General features: G+C 29.5%; 15 protein-coding genes and 1 other RNA gene. 3 read left to right on the top strand and 13 right to left on the bottom strand.

Going from position 1 to position 17,806, the window contains the following annotated elements; genetic code table 11:
* Nucleotides 1-212: 212 nt before the first annotated feature.
* The 9 genes from H8707_RS11200 to H8707_RS11160 form a co-directional block, all read right to left on the bottom strand.
* On the bottom strand, nt 213-869 hold the full coding sequence (locus H8707_RS11200) for a response regulator (RefSeq protein ID WP_262430219.1): 657 nt from the start codon (nt 867-869) through the stop codon (nt 213-215).
* 127 nt (nt 870-996) lie between these two features.
* Entirely contained in the window at nt 997-2,274 is a 1,278-nt protein-coding gene (gene hutI, locus H8707_RS11195) for an imidazolonepropionase (protein ID WP_262430218.1), read from the bottom strand.
* A 286-nt stretch (nt 2,275-2,560) separates the two neighbouring features.
* Nucleotides 2,561-3,574, bottom strand: a complete 1,014-nt coding sequence (locus H8707_RS11190; RefSeq protein ID WP_262430217.1) for a LacI family DNA-binding transcriptional regulator — start codon at nt 3,572-3,574, stop codon at nt 2,561-2,563.
* A gap of 16 nt (nt 3,575-3,590) precedes the next feature.
* Nucleotides 3,591-8,918, bottom strand: a complete 5,328-nt coding sequence (locus H8707_RS11185; protein WP_262430216.1) for a diguanylate cyclase — start codon at nt 8,916-8,918, stop codon at nt 3,591-3,593.
* 25 nt (nt 8,919-8,943) lie between these two features.
* Nucleotides 8,944-9,369, bottom strand: coding sequence for a MarR family winged helix-turn-helix transcriptional regulator (locus tag H8707_RS11180; RefSeq protein ID WP_262430215.1), 426 nt, complete (start codon nt 9,367-9,369; stop codon nt 8,944-8,946).
* 9 nt (nt 9,370-9,378) lie between these two features.
* The gene (locus tag H8707_RS11175; protein ID WP_262430214.1) at nt 9,379-10,266 is read right to left on the bottom strand and encodes a diacylglycerol/lipid kinase family protein; all 888 of its coding nucleotides are present in this window, start codon (nt 10,264-10,266) and stop codon (nt 9,379-9,381) included.
* 120 nt (nt 10,267-10,386) lie between these two features.
* Entirely contained in the window at nt 10,387-10,860 is a 474-nt protein-coding gene (locus H8707_RS11170) for a methyl-accepting chemotaxis domain-containing protein (RefSeq protein WP_262430213.1), read from the bottom strand.
* 27 nt (nt 10,861-10,887) lie between these two features.
* Complete coding sequence (locus tag H8707_RS11165) at nt 10,888-11,304, bottom strand: YtxH domain-containing protein (protein ID WP_262430212.1); 417 nt, start codon at nt 11,302-11,304, stop codon at nt 10,888-10,890.
* A gap of 88 nt (nt 11,305-11,392) precedes the next feature.
* Entirely contained in the window at nt 11,393-11,587 is a 195-nt protein-coding gene (locus tag H8707_RS11160; protein ID WP_262430211.1) for a hypothetical protein, read from the bottom strand.
* Between the two features lie 171 nt (nt 11,588-11,758).
* On the opposite strand from H8707_RS11160, the gene H8707_RS11155 reads away from it, so the two are divergent.
* Nucleotides 11,759-12,556, top strand: coding sequence for a histidinol-phosphatase HisJ family protein (locus tag H8707_RS11155; protein WP_262430210.1), 798 nt, complete (start codon nt 11,759-11,761; stop codon nt 12,554-12,556).
* 4 nt (nt 12,557-12,560) lie between these two features.
* On the opposite strand, the gene ssrS is transcribed toward H8707_RS11155, so the two are convergent.
* The 3 genes from ssrS to H8707_RS11140 all read right to left on the bottom strand — a co-directional run bounded on the left by ssrS (nt 12,561) and on the right by H8707_RS11140 (nt 15,238).
* Nucleotides 12,561-12,738, bottom strand: a non-coding RNA gene (ssrS, locus tag H8707_RS11150) — 6S RNA.
* Between the two features lie 60 nt (nt 12,739-12,798).
* Nucleotides 12,799-14,505 (bottom strand): ATP-dependent metallopeptidase FtsH/Yme1/Tma family protein, encoded by a 1,707-nt coding sequence (locus H8707_RS11145; protein ID WP_262430209.1) that lies wholly within the window; start codon nt 14,503-14,505, stop codon nt 12,799-12,801.
* 442 nt (nt 14,506-14,947) lie between these two features.
* Complete coding sequence (locus H8707_RS11140; protein WP_262430208.1) at nt 14,948-15,238, bottom strand: hypothetical protein; 291 nt, start codon at nt 15,236-15,238, stop codon at nt 14,948-14,950.
* A 162-nt stretch (nt 15,239-15,400) separates the two neighbouring features.
* Between H8707_RS11140 and H8707_RS11135 the strand changes: the two genes are divergently transcribed.
* Complete coding sequence (locus tag H8707_RS11135; protein WP_262430207.1) at nt 15,401-16,015, top strand: hypothetical protein; 615 nt, start codon at nt 15,401-15,403, stop codon at nt 16,013-16,015.
* On the opposite strand, the gene H8707_RS11130 is transcribed toward H8707_RS11135, so the two are convergent.
* Complete coding sequence (locus H8707_RS11130) at nt 16,016-16,912, bottom strand: RluA family pseudouridine synthase (protein ID WP_262430206.1); 897 nt, start codon at nt 16,910-16,912, stop codon at nt 16,016-16,018. It abuts the gene before it with no gap.
* Nucleotides 16,913-17,005: 93 nt separating this feature from the next.
* Between H8707_RS11130 and H8707_RS11125 the strand changes: the two genes are divergently transcribed.
* On the top strand, nt 17,006-17,806 hold the full coding sequence (locus H8707_RS11125) for an NAD(+)/NADH kinase (protein ID WP_316699662.1): 801 nt from the start codon (nt 17,006-17,008) through the stop codon (nt 17,804-17,806).

Raw genomic sequence — 17,806 nt, 5'->3', positions numbered from 1 at the left:
TCTCACACTGTTTAATTATCTAGGTTCAATCGACCTAATTAATGCTTTAGGTCATTGTGCCTCGTTTTAGGGCACTTGATTAGTATAGCAAAATTTCATTCTTAAGTCAACTACTTTTTAAGCTGAATTTTTATTTATTTTGCCTCACAATTAAATACTATACACATAACTAATAAAAGTGTCAATATGTTTTTATAATAATAAGTTAAGAGCTATATAATTCCATTTTGATACGCAAATATAGTTGCTTGTACCCTATCATTTACATCAATCTTTTTAAATAATTTTGTTATATGATTTTTAACTGTCTTTTCACTAATAAATAATTCTTTTCCTATATCCTTATTGCTACGTCCAGAGGAAATTAAAGTCAAGACTTCATATTCACGTCGCGATAATGACTTTATTTTTTCTAATTCAATATTGCTTTTTTGTATCTTATTATGTACATTTTGAGTTAAAACAGTTGCTACCGCTTGATCTATATAAGTCCTGCCGATACTTATTTCTCTTATCGATTTTAAGAGGGTATTAGTATCACAATTTTTAAACAAATAACCCATTGCCCCTAATTTTGTTGCCGCTATAATAAATTCCCTATTGCGAAGAGCTGTAAGTATTATTACTTTAGAATTTAATCCTTGATCTTTAATAATCTTTAAAACTTCTATCCCACTCATATAAGGAATATCTATATCCATAATTATAATATTAGGATTTAATTCTCTAGCTTTTTCGACTGCCTCTTTTCCATTTTCAGAAGTAGCAATAACTTTTAATTCTTTATCACCTTCTATCAAAGCTTTTAACCCTTCTCTAACTATAGTATGGCTGTCGACTAACATTATATTTATGATTTTAGAAGCCATAACACTCTCCACCTTGAACAAAAAGTATATTAGCTTAATAATAAATCTATTAAGCTAATATACTTATTATAACTCATTTAAAAACTCAATTCTATACTTATTTATATTTTTGAACACAAACCGTATTCTAATTCATACAATTATTTTTCTCGTAAACAAGTTTTCCCTTTTTAATTACTTTTTCTGTATGATTTACACCAAAATGATAAATTATATAATCTAAGTTTGGGGCATCAAATATGACTAAATCTGCATATTTACCTTCCATTAAACTTCCTATTTCATTTTCTAATCCTAAGGCTGAAGCTCCATTTATAGTTACACCGGTTATGACCTCTTCAGGAGTCAATTTCATTATTAACGAGGCAAAGCTCATTACCAATTGTAAATTTTCTGTAGGACAGCTCCCTGGGTTATAATCTGTTGAAATAGCTACCGGAACATTTTCTTCAATCATTTTTTTAGCCCGGGCAAAATGTCCCTCCTGTAAATTGAAACTGGTTCCTGGTAATACATTGGCTATTATTCCCTTTTCTGCCATAGCCTTGATCCCAGCGTCACTTGCCGATATTAAGTGGTCAGCTGTAATACAACCAATTTCAGCAGCTAGTTCTGCTCCTCCTAATGAAACAATTTCATCAGCATGAATCTTAGGAATAAATCCATATTTATTCTTTGCTTCTAACAATATTCTTTTAGTTTGCTCAATTGTAAATACACTATCTTCACAGAATACATCACAAAACTTAGCCAAATCTCTTTTCTTAACTTCAGGTAACATTTCTTTTATTATTATATCTACAAATTCATCAGGATTATCCTTATATTTAATAGGTATAGCATGTGCTCCCATAAATGTTGATACGATATCCACAGGATGATCTTCATTTAGTTTTTTAGCTACCTCCAATTGCCTTAATTCTGTATCAAAATCTTCTATTCCATAGCCGGATTTTGCTTCTACTGTTGTAACTCCAAAGCTTAACATGGTATCTAAGCTTTTATTTGCTTTATCATATAATTCATCAAAAGTTGCATTTCTTGTTGCTTCCATAGTGCTATGGATCCCACCACCGGAAGCTAAAATTTCCAAATATGATACGCCTTTAAGCTTCATAGATAATTCATGTTCTCTCGATCCTCCATGAACCAAATGGGTATGTGCATCCACAAGTCCCGGCGTTACGGTTTTGCCTTTTCCATTTATAAAGACTGTATTTTCATCAATTTCAATATCTGAAGGCAAACCTCCGCTTCCTACATAAATAATTTTATCATTATTTATAGCAACGATACCATTGTTAATTAACCCTACTTCACCTTGTTTCTTGCCTCTTCTAGGATTGTTTTCACCTTTTAATGTAATCAAATTGTCAATATTCTTAATAATTAATGTTGCTCTCATTTTTTCACCTCGCTTACTATTTATTGATGATTATTTATATTACCGAAGGAATTTGTAGATTCTAATTTTTTCTAAAGCCTCATCAATCATTATATTTGATTTAATTATACTTTCATAGATATTTATATCCTAATACATTATTCTATCATCAATTATTTTTGAATTTTTTTACTTATCATATCTCCCTAAAAAAACCACAGACTAAAATCTGTGGTCAATTTTTATAACGAATAAGAAAGTGCTACTCCGATTAAAGTAATAAAGAACTTTATGTCAAGGATCATGACTATTTATTTATCTTTTTAGTACTCTCCCTTATAACCAATTGTATAGGTAAATTTATACTTTTCTCTTCTATATGCTCTCCTGAAATAACTTTTAATATTCTTCTAATAGCAACTGCGCCTATATCATAATAGGGTTCGCGAATAGTCGTTAATTTCGGTCTATAAATTGAAGCTAATGTTATATCACCAAATCCCGCAATGGAAATATCATCAGGAATTTTTATATTGTTATCTGCGAAATAATTCATTAACCCTATTGCTATTTCATCCTGACAACAAAATATAGCTGTTATTTCATTCTGGTTGACTAATTCTTTTACTTCTTCGCCTATTTCATAGCCAAATGATATTCTATGCCCATTTACTTCATAGATATGAGGCCCTTCATTAATTGAATTGATAGAATCCATATATCCTTTTATTTTACGTTTTTCAATAGTTAAATCGTTGTCCATTGATTGAGTTATATACAGTATCTTTTTATGCCCTAATTCTATCAAATGATTCATCATTTGCTTGCTTGCTTGTGTATAATCCATTGATACAGTTGGCATATCAACTATATCATAATATCTGTTTAAGTACACAAATGGTATCTTGTACTCATTAATGTTGTTGATGACCTCATGATTAACAATCTCCGACACAAGAATAATACCTTCAACTTGCTTAGTTGTTAAAACCTGAATAAATTTAGTCTCTATTTGCCTGTCTCCATAACTACTGCATAATAAGATATCATAATTATACATTCTGCCAATTTCTTCAATTCCTCTGACAATATTTGCAACATAAGAATTTCCTATATCGTCAACGATAACACCAATCAAATTTGATTTCTTTGTAACAAGGCTTCTTGCAACCTCGTTTGGTTTATATCCTAAATCCTCTATAGCCTTAAGCACTCTTCTTCGCGCTTCCGGGCTTACAGGCTTTGAATCATTAATAACCCTTGAAACCGTAGAAATTGATACTTCGGCTAACCTAGCCACATCCTTTATTGTAGCTGTCATATTAAAACCCCCAATCTTATAAATTACTTGTAAATATATTTCCCAGAACACTTGCCAAATTGAAATTATTAAGACTAAATTCTTTTTCTTTTAAAGGAACAGTAATATAAATTACACCTAGGGTAATATCATTTTTAATTAGAGGTAAAACTATTGTAGACTGCCAGTTTGGATTCCCTGATACTTTATCAATGTCTTCCATGGTTTCCCAATCTATTAAAAATTCACCTTTCCTACTATCTATCACTTTGTCAATCAAATGTGAGTTTATTTTATAGGATTCCACCCAATCAGATGTATGTCTTTTTCTAGTTAAAGTTGTTACTATTTTGTCTTCTTCTAACAAAATCAATGAAGCATATTCACCTTCAACAATATTTAATAATTTACCTAAAAATTCATAGTACTTTTTTCTACTGTATTCATTGTTTAAAATCAATTCAGATGTTTCAATAATGGCCAACACATTTCTTGTGTCGATAATAGTATTTCCTGTTATTATACCATATATTTTATCTGTTTTACTAAATACTTTCTCCATTCCATCATTCCAAAATACAACACTATTTCTCGATAATATTTCTTTTGCATAATATAATGCTTGATCAGCTTTATTTATCAATTCTTCCTTAAAATGCCCATGATTTGGATATTGAGAAATGCCTATGCTTACAGTTATAGGATGTAAAACTCCTGGAATTTCAAGTGTTTCGATATTTGCACGTATCTTTTCAGCAATTTCAATTGCATTTTCAACTGAAATATTTAATAAAATTACGATGATCTCTTCTCCGCCATATCTACCTACTATATCGGTGGATCTAATACTATTCTTTATAGTTCTACCGATATGATATAATACCTCGTCACCTTTTATATGCCCATAATTGTCATTAATATCCTTAAATTTATCTATATCAATCATTAAAACACTAAAAACATTTCCTAAATGTTTGCTTGTATTCAATAAATTATCAAATTTATACTCAAGATGCTTTCTTGTATAAAGATTTGTCAATTTATCAGTTGTAGACATTAACTTAAGCTTTTCATTTTCAATATTCAAATAAATCAAATTTGTTAAGCTACGTATTAAACGGCATCTTTTATCATCAAATTGATTTAAAGCGCTAGTTGTCTCCAGATATATATAACCTGATACATCACTATCTTGCAGAGATTCTTGCTTCCTCTTATTAAATTTAATATCATCATAATCAAATATAATAATTGGTACGCATATTACAGCTATTAAATCCTTAGGTAAAAAGCCTACATATTTTTTATTCAAATCTCTTGTTTTTCTATTTATCAGTAAAGGTTCCCGATTTCTTAAGACTTGCATCAAAAATACTTCTTTAGGTAAACTCACATCGTCAGCATTGTTAGATATAATTTCATGATTATCATTTTCTCCGGCGATAATTATATAGCCCCTTTTAGCTAATGTTTCTTGACAAATATATTTAAGAATTAAATGTAAATTATTTTGACAATCTCCATTCAAGTTTAATAATAAATCATCAACGCTTTTTATTTTTATATTTCCATCATTGTTATTGACTAATTCATATAGTTTATTATTATCAATGGAATCGATTATTTGGCTAAAATCAAAATAGACATCAATGTTATCTTGGCTTACTTCCGACAATGGTGTATATTCAATTTTTTTCTTATAAATTAGTTCAACAATATTAATTATACTTTCCTTTATTTTATCCCCATTTTTAGCATTTATTAAACTTGATTGAAGCTCAAAATCATCAATACCTTTCACGCATTTATATAATGTATCAAATGTATTTAACAGTTTTGATAAAGCTTTTATATAATCACAAATATTCAAATAACTCATACTTAAGAAATACTTTAAATCTATATCGTCATTTAAAAATTCAATAGAATTTAAAGATAATAATATATCATCAATACCATGGTAACTTTGTTTTGTTCCTTCTAGCATCAATTCAATGAGTTTACACATGACATTTAAGTATTCATTATTGATATCTTTGCTTAGAACATGATATTTTGTTAATAAAAAATATGCTAAATCTACATCTCTATTGAGTAAGCTTAATTTGCATAAATGTAATATATTTTTTAAATTTTCATATACGATTCCTGCTTCCAGATACTTGGAATTAATATAATCAATTTCTTTTTTATCTATATATCCATTTGTTATATATTCTACAAATAAAATACGCGATTCAGCTCTTAAATGCTCTTTAACATTAAAATTCTTTGAAATATCACTTGACTTTTTTGAATATTCTAAAGCTTGATTATATTTCCCAAATATATAATAAAATTCACCAAGAAAATTATAATACTGGCATAATGTTTCCTCATCCAAAATAGCATTAGCCTTATATAAATTGTTTAAAAAGCTATAACAATTATAAGCTTTATCGAATTTATTTGCAATTAAATCTATATATCCTAAATTTATGTATGCTAAAAAAGTAAGTTTATAATCATTAATCTCAATTGCCATTCTCCTAGAGTTTAAGATATAATCTAAAGCCCTATTATAGTCAAGAGAATTAAAATATAACTCCCCTATATTATTTAAAAAAGTCGTTTCTAACTGACTGAATCCGTATGTGGATGCTAACTTAAGTCCCTGTTTATAATAGCTCAATCCTTTGTCTATATCCCCATATATCTCGCAGTATATTACCCCTAGATTATTGATAGGTTTAACAATTTCATACATATTGTTGTCTTCATCAAAACAATCTCTGCTTTCAATAAAATATTTTATAGCGCCTTCTGTATTTCCACGTAAATATTCCATATTCCCCAAAGTTAGATAAATGTTACCTAAATAACTTACTATTCCATATTTTTGAGATAATTCTATTGCCTCATCCATCATTCTCTCAATTTCAATTATATTATTTTGGTTTAAACACATGCGACATTTAGCTACTAAAGAAAAGATTATACCCTTTGGAATATTATTTTCCCTTGAAAGTCCTTCTAATGCTTCTATCTCTTTTTCTAATTCATCCAACTGATTTGTTCTAAAAAACAATTCAATTCTATAATTTCTAGATTTTATTATATATTCAATGGAATTTGCACTAATAGACAAATTAAATAATTCATTGAGATATAAATTCAGTTTTTCCGTGTTTCCTTTAAATAAAAATATATCTGTCAATATATCCAGAATTTTTAATCTATTCTCTATATCGTCAGCTTCTACAATCAAATATGCTTTTTCCCATAGAACGATCGCATTTAGATTATATTTATTATCAATCTTTTCCGCCTCATCAATGATCAAATCTAATGCCAAATTGCTTTTGTTGGAATTGACAAGATGATATACCAGTTCGTCCATAATAATATTGATCCTATCCCCATAAATTTGGAGTATAACATCTGATGCTTTTTTATGCAAGGTTAATTTTTCAGTATCGCTTAGATTCCAATATAAATACCTTTTCAGTTCTTCTCTGGAAAAATTATAATTATAACCCCATTCAACATTATGCTGTTCAATTATTCTATCGTTAATAAGATTGCCTATAATTTCATCGAGCCTTGGTGGATCCAATTCAGTCATTTTCAGTAATACTTTTTTAGAAAGTATCGTATTAAATACGGATATTATATTTAAAACATTTAAAGAATCATCATCCAGCCTAATCAATTGACCTTTAATTGCATTGAAGTAGTTTGAAGGAAAATTAATCTGTGAATAGTCTTTGCTTTTAATATCCCAATAGCCATCATTTGTTATATACAGTTCTTCCCTATTAAACAAATCATTTATTATAAAATCTATATAACCAGGATTACCTTTACTAATTTTATATAAAATTTGTGAAAAATTTTTTGGTACATATGACATTCCTAATATGGATTTAACCAATAATCCTGTACATTCTTCCGATAAATTCTCTAATGATAAGCTGTCTAAAACCCCTTTTTCTTCCCAATGATTTAACTTGTCCAAAATATCATTGCTGATCATTCCTTCGTTATAGGCTATAATAAAGAATACTTTATTTAATTTACTATATTTCAGCAAATAGTCAATAAAAGAAACAAAAATATCATTACTCTTTTCAAACCCGTCTATAAACAAATAAACTGCCTCGTATTTAGCTATATCATTTAAGTAGTTGCTGATTCTATTAAACAATCTGTATTTTTCGTTAATTTTTCCGAAATCTATATATTTAGATGTTGAATTATCATATAGATCCGGCAATAGCTTTGAGAAGTCTTCTTTATACTTATCTAAATATTCTTTTTTGGAATTTTCTGTTATTTGTTTAAGAAAATTTGCAATATTGTTGACGCCCATTATATCATTAGGTATTAAATCAATTTTATGTACTTCTCTGCCCATCATTCTAAGTCTATATATAATTTCATCAAGGAATCTTGACTTTCCGCTTCCTATATAGCCCTTTATTTTTAACCCTAATAATGTATTTATATTGCAGGTTATATTTGAATCTATTTTTAATATCTTCTCTATTTCATTATCCCTGCCGATAATTTTGGTTTTTAAATATATTGATTCTCTCTCTTCTTTTAAATCATATTTATAATCTAAATTAAAGGCATGGACTATCTTATCTATATGGTCTCTCAATGGAATGCTTCTTTGATTAACATCTAGATTAATTAAATTTTCTATGATACTAACTAAAACACTTTTTTCTTCCCCATTAATCCCAAGTCCTTCAGGTTCTTTATATTCTAAATCATCAGTACATAGTAAATATTTCATTATCATACCAATAGAGTAATAATCAGATCTTTTGTTATTAACATTTAAATTCATTATGACTTCCGGAGCTATGAAGTTTTCCGTATTTTCGTTATATTGTAAACTTATAATTTTTCCCACGATAGAGGAAATATTTAATATTTTTACCCCGGTTTCATGTGAATAATATATATGTTCCGGGTTCAAATATTTATATACGAATCCTCTAAAATGAATAAAATCCATTACTGACATTAAATCAAGTATAATCATCAATTTCTCGTTAAAATCAAGACTTTCACTTACCTCAAACAATGTCTTTGCATCTATAACCTCGGAAGTAGTGAAGAAAAGTCTTGTACTGGTATTTTTTAGATTAATAGTTTCTATAGTATCAAATTCATAACTCTTCAATAAATTTTTATGTCTAATCTGCTCAAATTCAACAAAATTTTCAATAAAATAAGAGATAATATTAGAATTCTTTTCATAATCAATTATCTTAAGAATTTGCTTCTCGCTATTATTCAATAAATCCTCAACTAGATATGATTCATTATCTAACAAGCTCATAATGCGATACCGATTATTGATAAGCTCCATAATATACCCCTTCTTATTTGATAGATTATTGATTCATTACATCATAAAGCCTTCTTAAAACTTTGTTTAACATTTCTTTTTCTTCAGTACTGAAATCATTTAACTTTGACTTGAGAAATTCCCTTCTTCTTTCTAACACCTTTTCCAAAATTTCAAATCCCTTAGGCAATACTTCAATTCTTACGACTCTTTTATCCTTATCATCTTTCTTTCTTATAACCAACTCAGACTTTTCCATTCTGTCAATTAGATCAGTTATGGTGCTATACGCTAATGCAGTTTTTTGACTTAACTTACCTATTGTCATATTTCCATCATTTATTAGGATTTGCAAGGCAGTAAATTGAGGTACCGTAATATTGAAATCATTTAATATCAATCTGCCTTCCTTCCTAATTATGTGATCAATCTTTCTTAGATACTTTTCTATATCGGTAACTTGCTCCACCATAATCCCCTCTTATTTAACAAATATTCTTATACCCTTAGACACAACTTCGAACTTTGCCGGTAGTTTACCTCCATATTCTCCATCCACATCTATAGGAACATCTTCTTTGGTATCTATTGATATGGATTTAGTATTAAAATATTTAACATTGGGATGATTAATATGTTCTCCACTGAGTATATTTAAAAATATATTGGCTAACTCTGTCGGTCCTGATTTTTCTATAATTAGTACATCCAGCATTCCATCCAAAACATCCGCTTTAGGTGCTAATTTTTTGAACCCCCCTATAGAAGAGCTATTAGATACCACAAATAACATTATATCATCCTCGCAACTATACTCTTCACTTTCAATCTTCACTCTAATAGGATCAATATTTTGCACTGCCAATTCTTTAAGTCCTTCAAAATAATATGCCATCCTCCCCAGTATAGCCTTTTTTTCAGGCTGTACCTGGTATCCGACATTAGCAAAAATCCCACAGGCTGCTACATTTACAAAATAATCATCATTCACCTTGCCTATATCGATATCAATAATATGTTCATTTTTTACCATTTCAAAAAATTCGTTAGCATTTTTAGGAATATCCAAATATGTTGCAAAATCGTTCACAGTACCTTGTGCCATTATAGCTAACGGAAGCTTATTTTTACTGTTAACAAGTCCTTTGACTACCTCATTTACAGTTCCATCTCCTCCGCATACTATAATCATGTCGAAATCTTCTTCACAGGTTTTAATAGTTTCTTTCATTGCATCATCTTTTTTTTCAGTAAAATATTTACCGACAACATAACCATCATCTAACAACATTTTAACTACAACATCAACTTTTCTTTCCATCATTTGTCTTCCAGATGATGGATTTATAATAAATTTTACCTTTTTCATCTCACAACTCCTGTTTACAAATATTTTAACAATAAAATATATATATTTATTAATAGTATACCAATTATTAGCTTATAAGCAATAAAAATTTTAAAAAGAAAAGAACCCTCTATAGGGTCCCTACTTCTTGCTTAATGCATTCTTAATTATATCAACAACTTCTTTTATCATGCTAACATAATCCATTATATTTTTTGAATTGTATTGAAAGGATAAAGCGGTCTCAGCAATACTATCTGTTACGACATCAACCGTATCATTTACTTTACTAGTCGCATTATTTACTAATTTAGTAACATTTTCGACTTGACCTGATATTTCATTTAAATTCGTGATTATCCCATCCACTTCCGGTGTCACATCTGCAATTGTATCTTTCACTTCTTTTGTTATTGCATTAACATTTTCACTTATTTCAGGCAATTGTTTAATAGTAGTGTCGATTTCTTTAGCATTGGAATCTACTATACCTCTTACTTTGCTTAATAATTTGTTTACGTTATTAAGTACAAAAATCAAATAGGTGCATGCGCCAATACCCAATAAAAATAATATCAACTTAAACAAATCCTGAACAGTAAGGCTCGCATTCATAACATTTCCTCCTTTGTTTAGATTTGTTTAGTCGTTTAATTCATCAAGTATATCTTCGTTACTCTCCTTTAAAATCTCACCAACATTAGCTATCCCTTCGTTAATTTCTTCTTTTATTATTTCAGCGCTTTCATCAATTTCATCTTTCTTTTCCTTTAATTCATCCCAATTTTCTTTGACTTCAGTCATTACCTTTTCTGACCATTCTTTAGTGTTTTCTATCTGATCATTTACATGCACTTTTATATTCTCTGCGACATCCTTCGATATGTTAGTAATATCGCCTCTCGTTTCTTTACCTGATTTTGGCGCAAATAACAGCCCCGCAGCTGCACCTAAAGCAGTTCCGATTGCAGTACCAACTACAACGTTCTTGGCTGCCTCCCTTTTCCTATTCTTTTCAACTTGCTTTCTTTTTTCCTCAATTATTCTATTAAGTTTCAATTTAATTTCCCCTTTCCATTTTCTTACAGCTATTATTATACATTTCTACCCCAAAACTCTTTCTGTAATCATAATTTATAAACTAAGCTTACCTATCTCCGTATTTCTTTTTATAAGTTTCCAGTAAACTAGAAGCTTGAAAACCACACTCCTCTGCAAAGTCTTTAAATAAATCTGCTATCTCAGAATCATCTACCTTTTTTGAAAAAATTTCATAATCCCTTACCATTTCTTGAGCATCTTGTATTTTCTTTTTCAATATGTCCTCAGTAGATATGTTCAATTAAAACCCCTCCAATACATAATATATAGTATCTTCCCTCAATTTTATTTAATTTATGCACTTCATTAGAGATTAAATTTCTATATAAATAAATCGTCTCAATAAACCATTATAATCTTATATCGTAATATGATATAATATTCTAAGCATCTAAAAAAGGAGTGTAAAATAATGTATGATTATCATTTGCATAGTGAATTTTCTATTGACTCAAAAATTCCAATGGAGACTATGGTTCAAGCAGGTATAAATAAAAATTTAAAGAGTTTGTGCTTTACAGATCATGTAGATTTAGAATCTACACCCAATAAAATAGATATCCAATTTAGACCTGATGATTATTTTAAAAATATAAATAAAGTAAAATATAAATATAAGAATTTCATTGAAGTGGCAGCAGGTGTTGAGATTGGTATGCAAAGTCATTTAGGGAAAAGATATGAAGATTTTATAAATAATAACCCTTTTGATTTCGTCATTATGTCTATACATGCTATTGATGGAAAAGATTTATATATTGATGAATATTTAAAGGATAAGGAACCGCTTTTTGCAATTCAAGAATACTATAAGACAATGTACATGTGCCTACAAAAATATGATGAGTTTGATACCTTAGGGCATATTGATTTCATAGATAGATATTTCGATGATTATAAAGATATACCTAAATTTCAAAAATATAGCGATATAGTCGAAGGAATATTAAAGATATTAATTGAAAAAGGCAAAGCTCTGGAAATAAATACAGCAGGTTTAAGATATGGGTTAGGTTATTTTCATCCTAAAATGCAGATATTGAAACTTTATAGAGATCTTGGTGGTGAATTACTGACTATAGGTTCAGATGCTCATACACCTGATAATATAGGATATGAATATAAGTTCGCGGAAAAGGCATTAAAAGAATTAGGTTTTAAGTATATTTATATCTTTAAGGAAAGAAAAAAATTCCCGATAAAAATTTAGATAAAAAATTTCCGCAATGCCGTCCTCTCAACTAATTCACACCCGCCTATCTAAAGGTGGGTTCCTGTCAATACCTTCTAGCGTCCTCTCCAAGGAGGCTTGTTATCCAGCACTGAACCAAAGACTCCCGTGTCTGTTATGTCGGTTGAATTACATGAGAATAACGCACATCGCAGAAACATTTTCTAAATATATTATACATGTTATACACAAAATCTTCAAGAGTTAGTTCCTGATATTATCTAATGATTCAATATACTATTTAATTCATCTTCATTAATAGTTTCTTTCAACAATAATGCCTTAGTAATATTTTCTAACTCTTCCTTTGAATTATTCAATAAATTTATAGTATCTTGATACAAATTTTCTAATATTTTCTTAGTTCTTTCCATCAAAATGCTATTTTCTTTTATATCATTGGACAACAAGACATTGTAATTTACTAACCCATAATCTTCATCCATTCCAAAATTACCAATCATGGATAGCGCATATTCAGTAGCTTTTTCCAAGTCAGATGATGCACCGGTTGTGATATTATTTTTCCCAAATACAATTTCCTCTGCTGCCCTTCCACCCAAAGCCACCATTATATTGGAAAGAATATCCTTTTTGGTTCTATATATCTTATCCGAAGGCAAATTCAAGCTAAATCCGCCAACGCCCTTTGTGCTGGGAATAATGCTCACCTTTGTTACCCTGTTTCCCTTATCTACTTTTTTGGCTACTAAAGCATGTCCTGCTTCATGATATGCAGTGATTTCTTTATCTTTTTGATTGATATAGCTTCTATCAATTTTTTCATCACCTACTAACACCTTATAATAAGCCTTGTCAATATGCTCATTCTTAATAGTATCTGATTTTTCTTTAACCGCAATCATTGCCGCTTCATTCAATAGATTTTCTAACTTTGCTCCACTAAAATAAACTGTTTCATTGGCAAGTCTTTTAAAATCTATATTTCTTGCGATGGGTTTATTTTTCCCATGCAATTTTAAAATTTGAAATCTTGCATTTACATCAGGTAGTGCAACTTCAACTTGTCTATCAAATCTCCCAGGTCGTAAAAGCGCCTCATCTAAAACATCCACCCTATTGGTTGCAGCTATTACAATAATCCCTTCATTTTCTTTAAATCCTGACATTTCAGCTAATAGGGCATTTAAAGTTCTGTCTCCTTCCTCACTGCCAGAAACACTACTTCCCTTTCTCTTTTTACCAATGGAGTCAATCTCGTCTATAAATATTACCGACTTACCTGCTTCCTTAGCCTTTTTGAATAAATCTCTAATTCTGCTGGCACCCAATCCCGCATAGACTTGTACAAAGTCAGAACCTGCTACAGCAAAAAATGGAACTTTAGCTTCATTTGCTAAAGCTTTTGCCAATAAAGTCTTGCCAGTTCCCGGAGGTCCATATAAAAGAACACCTCTTGGTAATCTTGCTCCGTATTCTCTATATATCTCAGGTCTTTGAATAAAGTCTACCATTTCTTTTAAAGCTTCTTTAGCTTCGTCGTTTCCGGCTATATCATCGAATGTCACTTTTGCATTTGAATCTTCACTATCAATATTGGACATATTGGCCATTTCTTTTTCAGCTTGTTTTGAAATATTTTTATTGAAATATATTAATATTGACAATAAAAACAGCATAAGTATAATAGGCAGTCCAAAAGTATCAAGGCTATTAGTTTTTTCAACAACCTTAATATCATGCAGCAATAAATCCTTCTTAAAGTCAGCAGTCCGAGGATTGTCAGTTATCATTTCCCTGCCATCCTTTAAGATCACTTTGATTTTAGCATTATTTCCGAGATAAACTTCTTCTATATCCTTATTCTCTAAATATTTTACAAACGTTGTATAAGCTATTTCCTCAGTTTTAGATTTATTTTTTTGAAATACTAAAATACTTGATAACGCAGTAATTGTTATTAACATGATAATTAGAATTACTCTATTTACTTTTATATTAATAACCCCCTTTAGGTTTACATAATATACTGTAATTATAGCATTGGGTAGAGGTTAAGTCTATTTCCTTGATATGGATTTACTGCCTGCATTGACCAAATATACAATTCGCAATGCACAGTTCACAATTCACAATTGAAAGAAAAGTGAAGAACTAAGAACGAAGAGTGAAGAGTTTTTGTAACATTTATGGATTTGGAGGCAGATTCATTAAGCAACTTTTGGTAACTGCGCTTAAAAGGATATCACAGCAAAATGTTAATACAATTAACAATTATTAAGGCCGAGCTTTAGGGCTTTAAAAACGGAGATCATTCTAAAGAAAAGATTATTCTGTCCATCTTAGGATGACGTAAGCAGTGATTATACTGCCCCACCTTCATAATACGCAATTGAAAAAACAGGAGAATCACTCTCCCGTTTTGTTTTTGTTAATAGTTTTTATTACATAATCTAACTTATCATTTTGCTCTTTTGTAAGATATGGTCTAATACTTTGAAGCTTATCAAATATCTCATTATATTGATCTTTGCCTAAAGCTTCCTCCATTTCTTCATTTAATCGAATTATCTCTATGAAAATTTCATCTTCGCTTTTATCTTTATAAATGTCTTGCAATTCTTCCAGCTTTTCAATTTTGTCATTATCTTTAATTTGATCTTTGATTTTATCAAAGATTATATCCCTCTTATCATCCATTCCAATCCCCCTCATATTTTTTTAACTCAATGGCTATCACCCTATAAGATTTGAGCCTCTTAACAAATTATGTAATATATATGAACATTATTACTTAAAATTTCGTAAACAAAACATTTTAATTGCATATAATAAATTGAATGATAGCGAAGGAGGCCGTATATGGATACCCCTATATTGTTGTTTTTATTTATACTTTTATCAAAGAATAATGAAATACAAAATGTAGATGCTCCTCTACATAAAATTAAAAACTATGTGAATAATATGGAAATAGACTACAAATATACAAGAGAAAAAATTAAAATTGCAAATAAGCTTAGACCTTATGTTCCTAATGATTATATCAAAACCTACGACAAGTCATTAATAGTTACAGAAAAATTGATTAAGATTGTTGAAGTCCTTGATTATATAAATACCTTAGAAATAGTAGAAGTTGAACCAATGGATTTGCCTCCCATCGAAAAACTTCAACATATTGTAAATATAGTCCAAGAAGAGGCAAAGAATTCTAAGGTAGAAAATTTAGGCATGATATTGGATTTGTTGGTAAATATGGATAATTACAAAAAGGTATTTAACATTCTTACTGCAACGATGAAGGATAAAAAATCTCTCAATGATCCAAACACTTTAATAAAGCTTACAGACACATTTATGGAAGGAAAATCGGATAAAGATAAAGAAAAAATAAAGGAAATGGCTAAAATGTTAGAATTATTTACAATGTTGGATATTCCTTCAGATTCTAAAAGCAAACCTAATGAAAGTTAGTTATTTCATTAGGTTTATTAAATTCATCATATCCTCCGGCAATTCTGCCTTAAATTCCATTATTTCCTTAGTTCTTGGGTGCAATACCTTCAAATAATAGGAATGCAATGCTTGTCTTCTGATATACGAGCTAGGCTCATCATAAAGTACGTCCCCTATAATTGGATGACCTATATGGTTTAAATGAACTCGAATCTGATGTGACCTCCCTGTATAAATCTGAACTTCTACCAATGTAGCTTCTCTAAAGCGTTCAACTACCTTGTATGTAGTCAGAGCATTTTGACCATCTTCTGTTACTGCTTTTCTAATGCTTTTTTCTCCTTCTCTTCCAATGGGCAAATCAATGGTTCCATAATCATCTTCCATAACGCCCTTTACAACCGCTAAATATTTCTTCTCGACTGTATTGTTTTCAAATTGTAAAGCCATCTGTTGATGAGCAAAAGAATTTTTTGCCACTACCAATAGCCCACTTGTATCCATATCAAGCCTATTAACAAATCTTATTTTTTTCTTGATCCCGTTTTTTAAAAAGTAATAAGAAATGCCATTTGATAACGTATTTGACTGGTGAGATTTTGTTGGATGAACTACTATATTTGGTCCCTTGTTTAGTATAAACAATGAGAAATCTTCATACACTATATCCAAATCCATAGCCTCAGGTATAATATCTTCTTCTTCATCACCCATATACAAACTAATTATATCATCCTTTGATAAGATTATATTCTTTCTTTGGAATTTACCATTTACATATAATTTTTTATCTTTATATAACCTCCTAAACAATCTGCCAGAAATATCTTTTGCCGATAAAAATTCTTCAAGATTTAAATCATCTGTACTGCTCTTAAATACAATGACATCTTCATTTTCAACAAATAAATTCATAAACACCTCTCCAAAAATATGCTAAATTATTATATAATATACTTATTATATCAGATTTTAATATTTAAAAACGTAATTATGGAGGATGCTATTTTGAAAAGGATTATAAATATAATTTCAAATAAAAATTATCATTCAAGAAACACAACAGTCAAATTAAAACAAAAATTTGAGAATAAAGGATTTATCGTATCAGAAACTTATAGTCACAATGCGGAACTTAATATATGCGTAGGTGGCGATGGAGGGTTTTTGCGTGCAGTACATCGGAATAAATTCCCCACAATACCTTTTATTGGAATAAATACAGGTCACTTAGGTTTTTTTCAAGAAATACTTCCTGAGAATATAGATGACTTTATAACAAAATATATTAACAAGGACTATAAAGTGGAAGAAATGACATTGGTTAAAGCCGAAATAGTAACAAATCAAAAATCTTATTTCCTAACCGGGGTAAATGAAATTGTAATTAAAGGGATTAAGTCTAAAGTTGTTCATTTGGAAATATTTATAGATGAAAATCATCTGGAAAGATTTAGCGGAGATGGGATTATTATATCTACACCATCCGGGAGCACAGCATACAATTTCTCCAGTGGTGGCAGTATTGTCTATCCATCTATTGAATCTTTGCAAATAACTCCATTGGCTCCTATCAATTCCAAGGCCTTTAGATCCTTGTTAAACAGTGCAATAATCCCGGGAGATCTCGTCATCTTAGTCAAACCTGAATTGAGGTACGAAAATTCATTGCTTGTCGTAAATGACGGAATGGAATTTAAATACAATAATATTAAAAGAATAGAACTAAAGATGTCTGAAAATAAAATTTATAAGCTAAACTTTAGTAAAGATACGTATTGGAATAATTTAAAGAGTAAGTTCCTATAA

This window comes from Paratissierella segnis, from assembly GCF_014385195.1.
Classification (GTDB): Bacteria; Bacillota; Clostridia; order Tissierellales; family Tissierellaceae; genus Paratissierella; species Paratissierella segnis.
The sequence above is the reverse complement of the archived record's forward strand: the minus strand, read 5'-3'. Positions and strand labels throughout refer to the sequence as shown.

Coding starts and splice junctions, on each gene's coding strand:
- H8707_RS11200 (WP_262430219.1), bottom strand. CDS start 869: ATGGCTTCTAAAATCATAAATATAATGTTAGTCGACAGCCATACTATA.
- H8707_RS11145 (WP_262430209.1), bottom strand. CDS start 14,505: ATGTTAATAACAATTACTGCGTTATCAAGTATTTTAGTATTTCAAAAA.
- hutI (WP_262430218.1), bottom strand. CDS start 2,274: ATGAGAGCAACATTAATTATTAAGAATATTGACAATTTGATTACATTA.
- H8707_RS11175 (WP_262430214.1), bottom strand. CDS start 10,266: ATGAAAAAGGTAAAATTTATTATAAATCCATCATCTGGAAGACAAATG.
- H8707_RS11170 (WP_262430213.1), bottom strand. CDS start 10,860: ATGAATGCGAGCCTTACTGTTCAGGATTTGTTTAAGTTGATATTATTT.
- H8707_RS11185 (WP_262430216.1), bottom strand. CDS start 8,918: ATGGAGCTTATCAATAATCGGTATCGCATTATGAGCTTGTTAGATAAT.
- H8707_RS11140 (WP_262430208.1), bottom strand. CDS start 15,238: ATGGATGATAAGAGGGATATAATCTTTGATAAAATCAAAGATCAAATT.
- H8707_RS11155 (WP_262430210.1), top strand. CDS start 11,759: ATGTATGATTATCATTTGCATAGTGAATTTTCTATTGACTCAAAAATT.
- H8707_RS11135 (WP_262430207.1), top strand. CDS start 15,401: ATGGATACCCCTATATTGTTGTTTTTATTTATACTTTTATCAAAGAAT.
- H8707_RS11180 (WP_262430215.1), bottom strand. CDS start 9,369: ATGGTGGAGCAAGTTACCGATATAGAAAAGTATCTAAGAAAGATTGAT.
- H8707_RS11190 (WP_262430217.1), bottom strand. CDS start 3,574: ATGACAGCTACAATAAAGGATGTGGCTAGGTTAGCCGAAGTATCAATT.
- H8707_RS11130 (WP_262430206.1), bottom strand. CDS start 16,912: ATGAATTTATTTGTTGAAAATGAAGATGTCATTGTATTTAAGAGCAGT.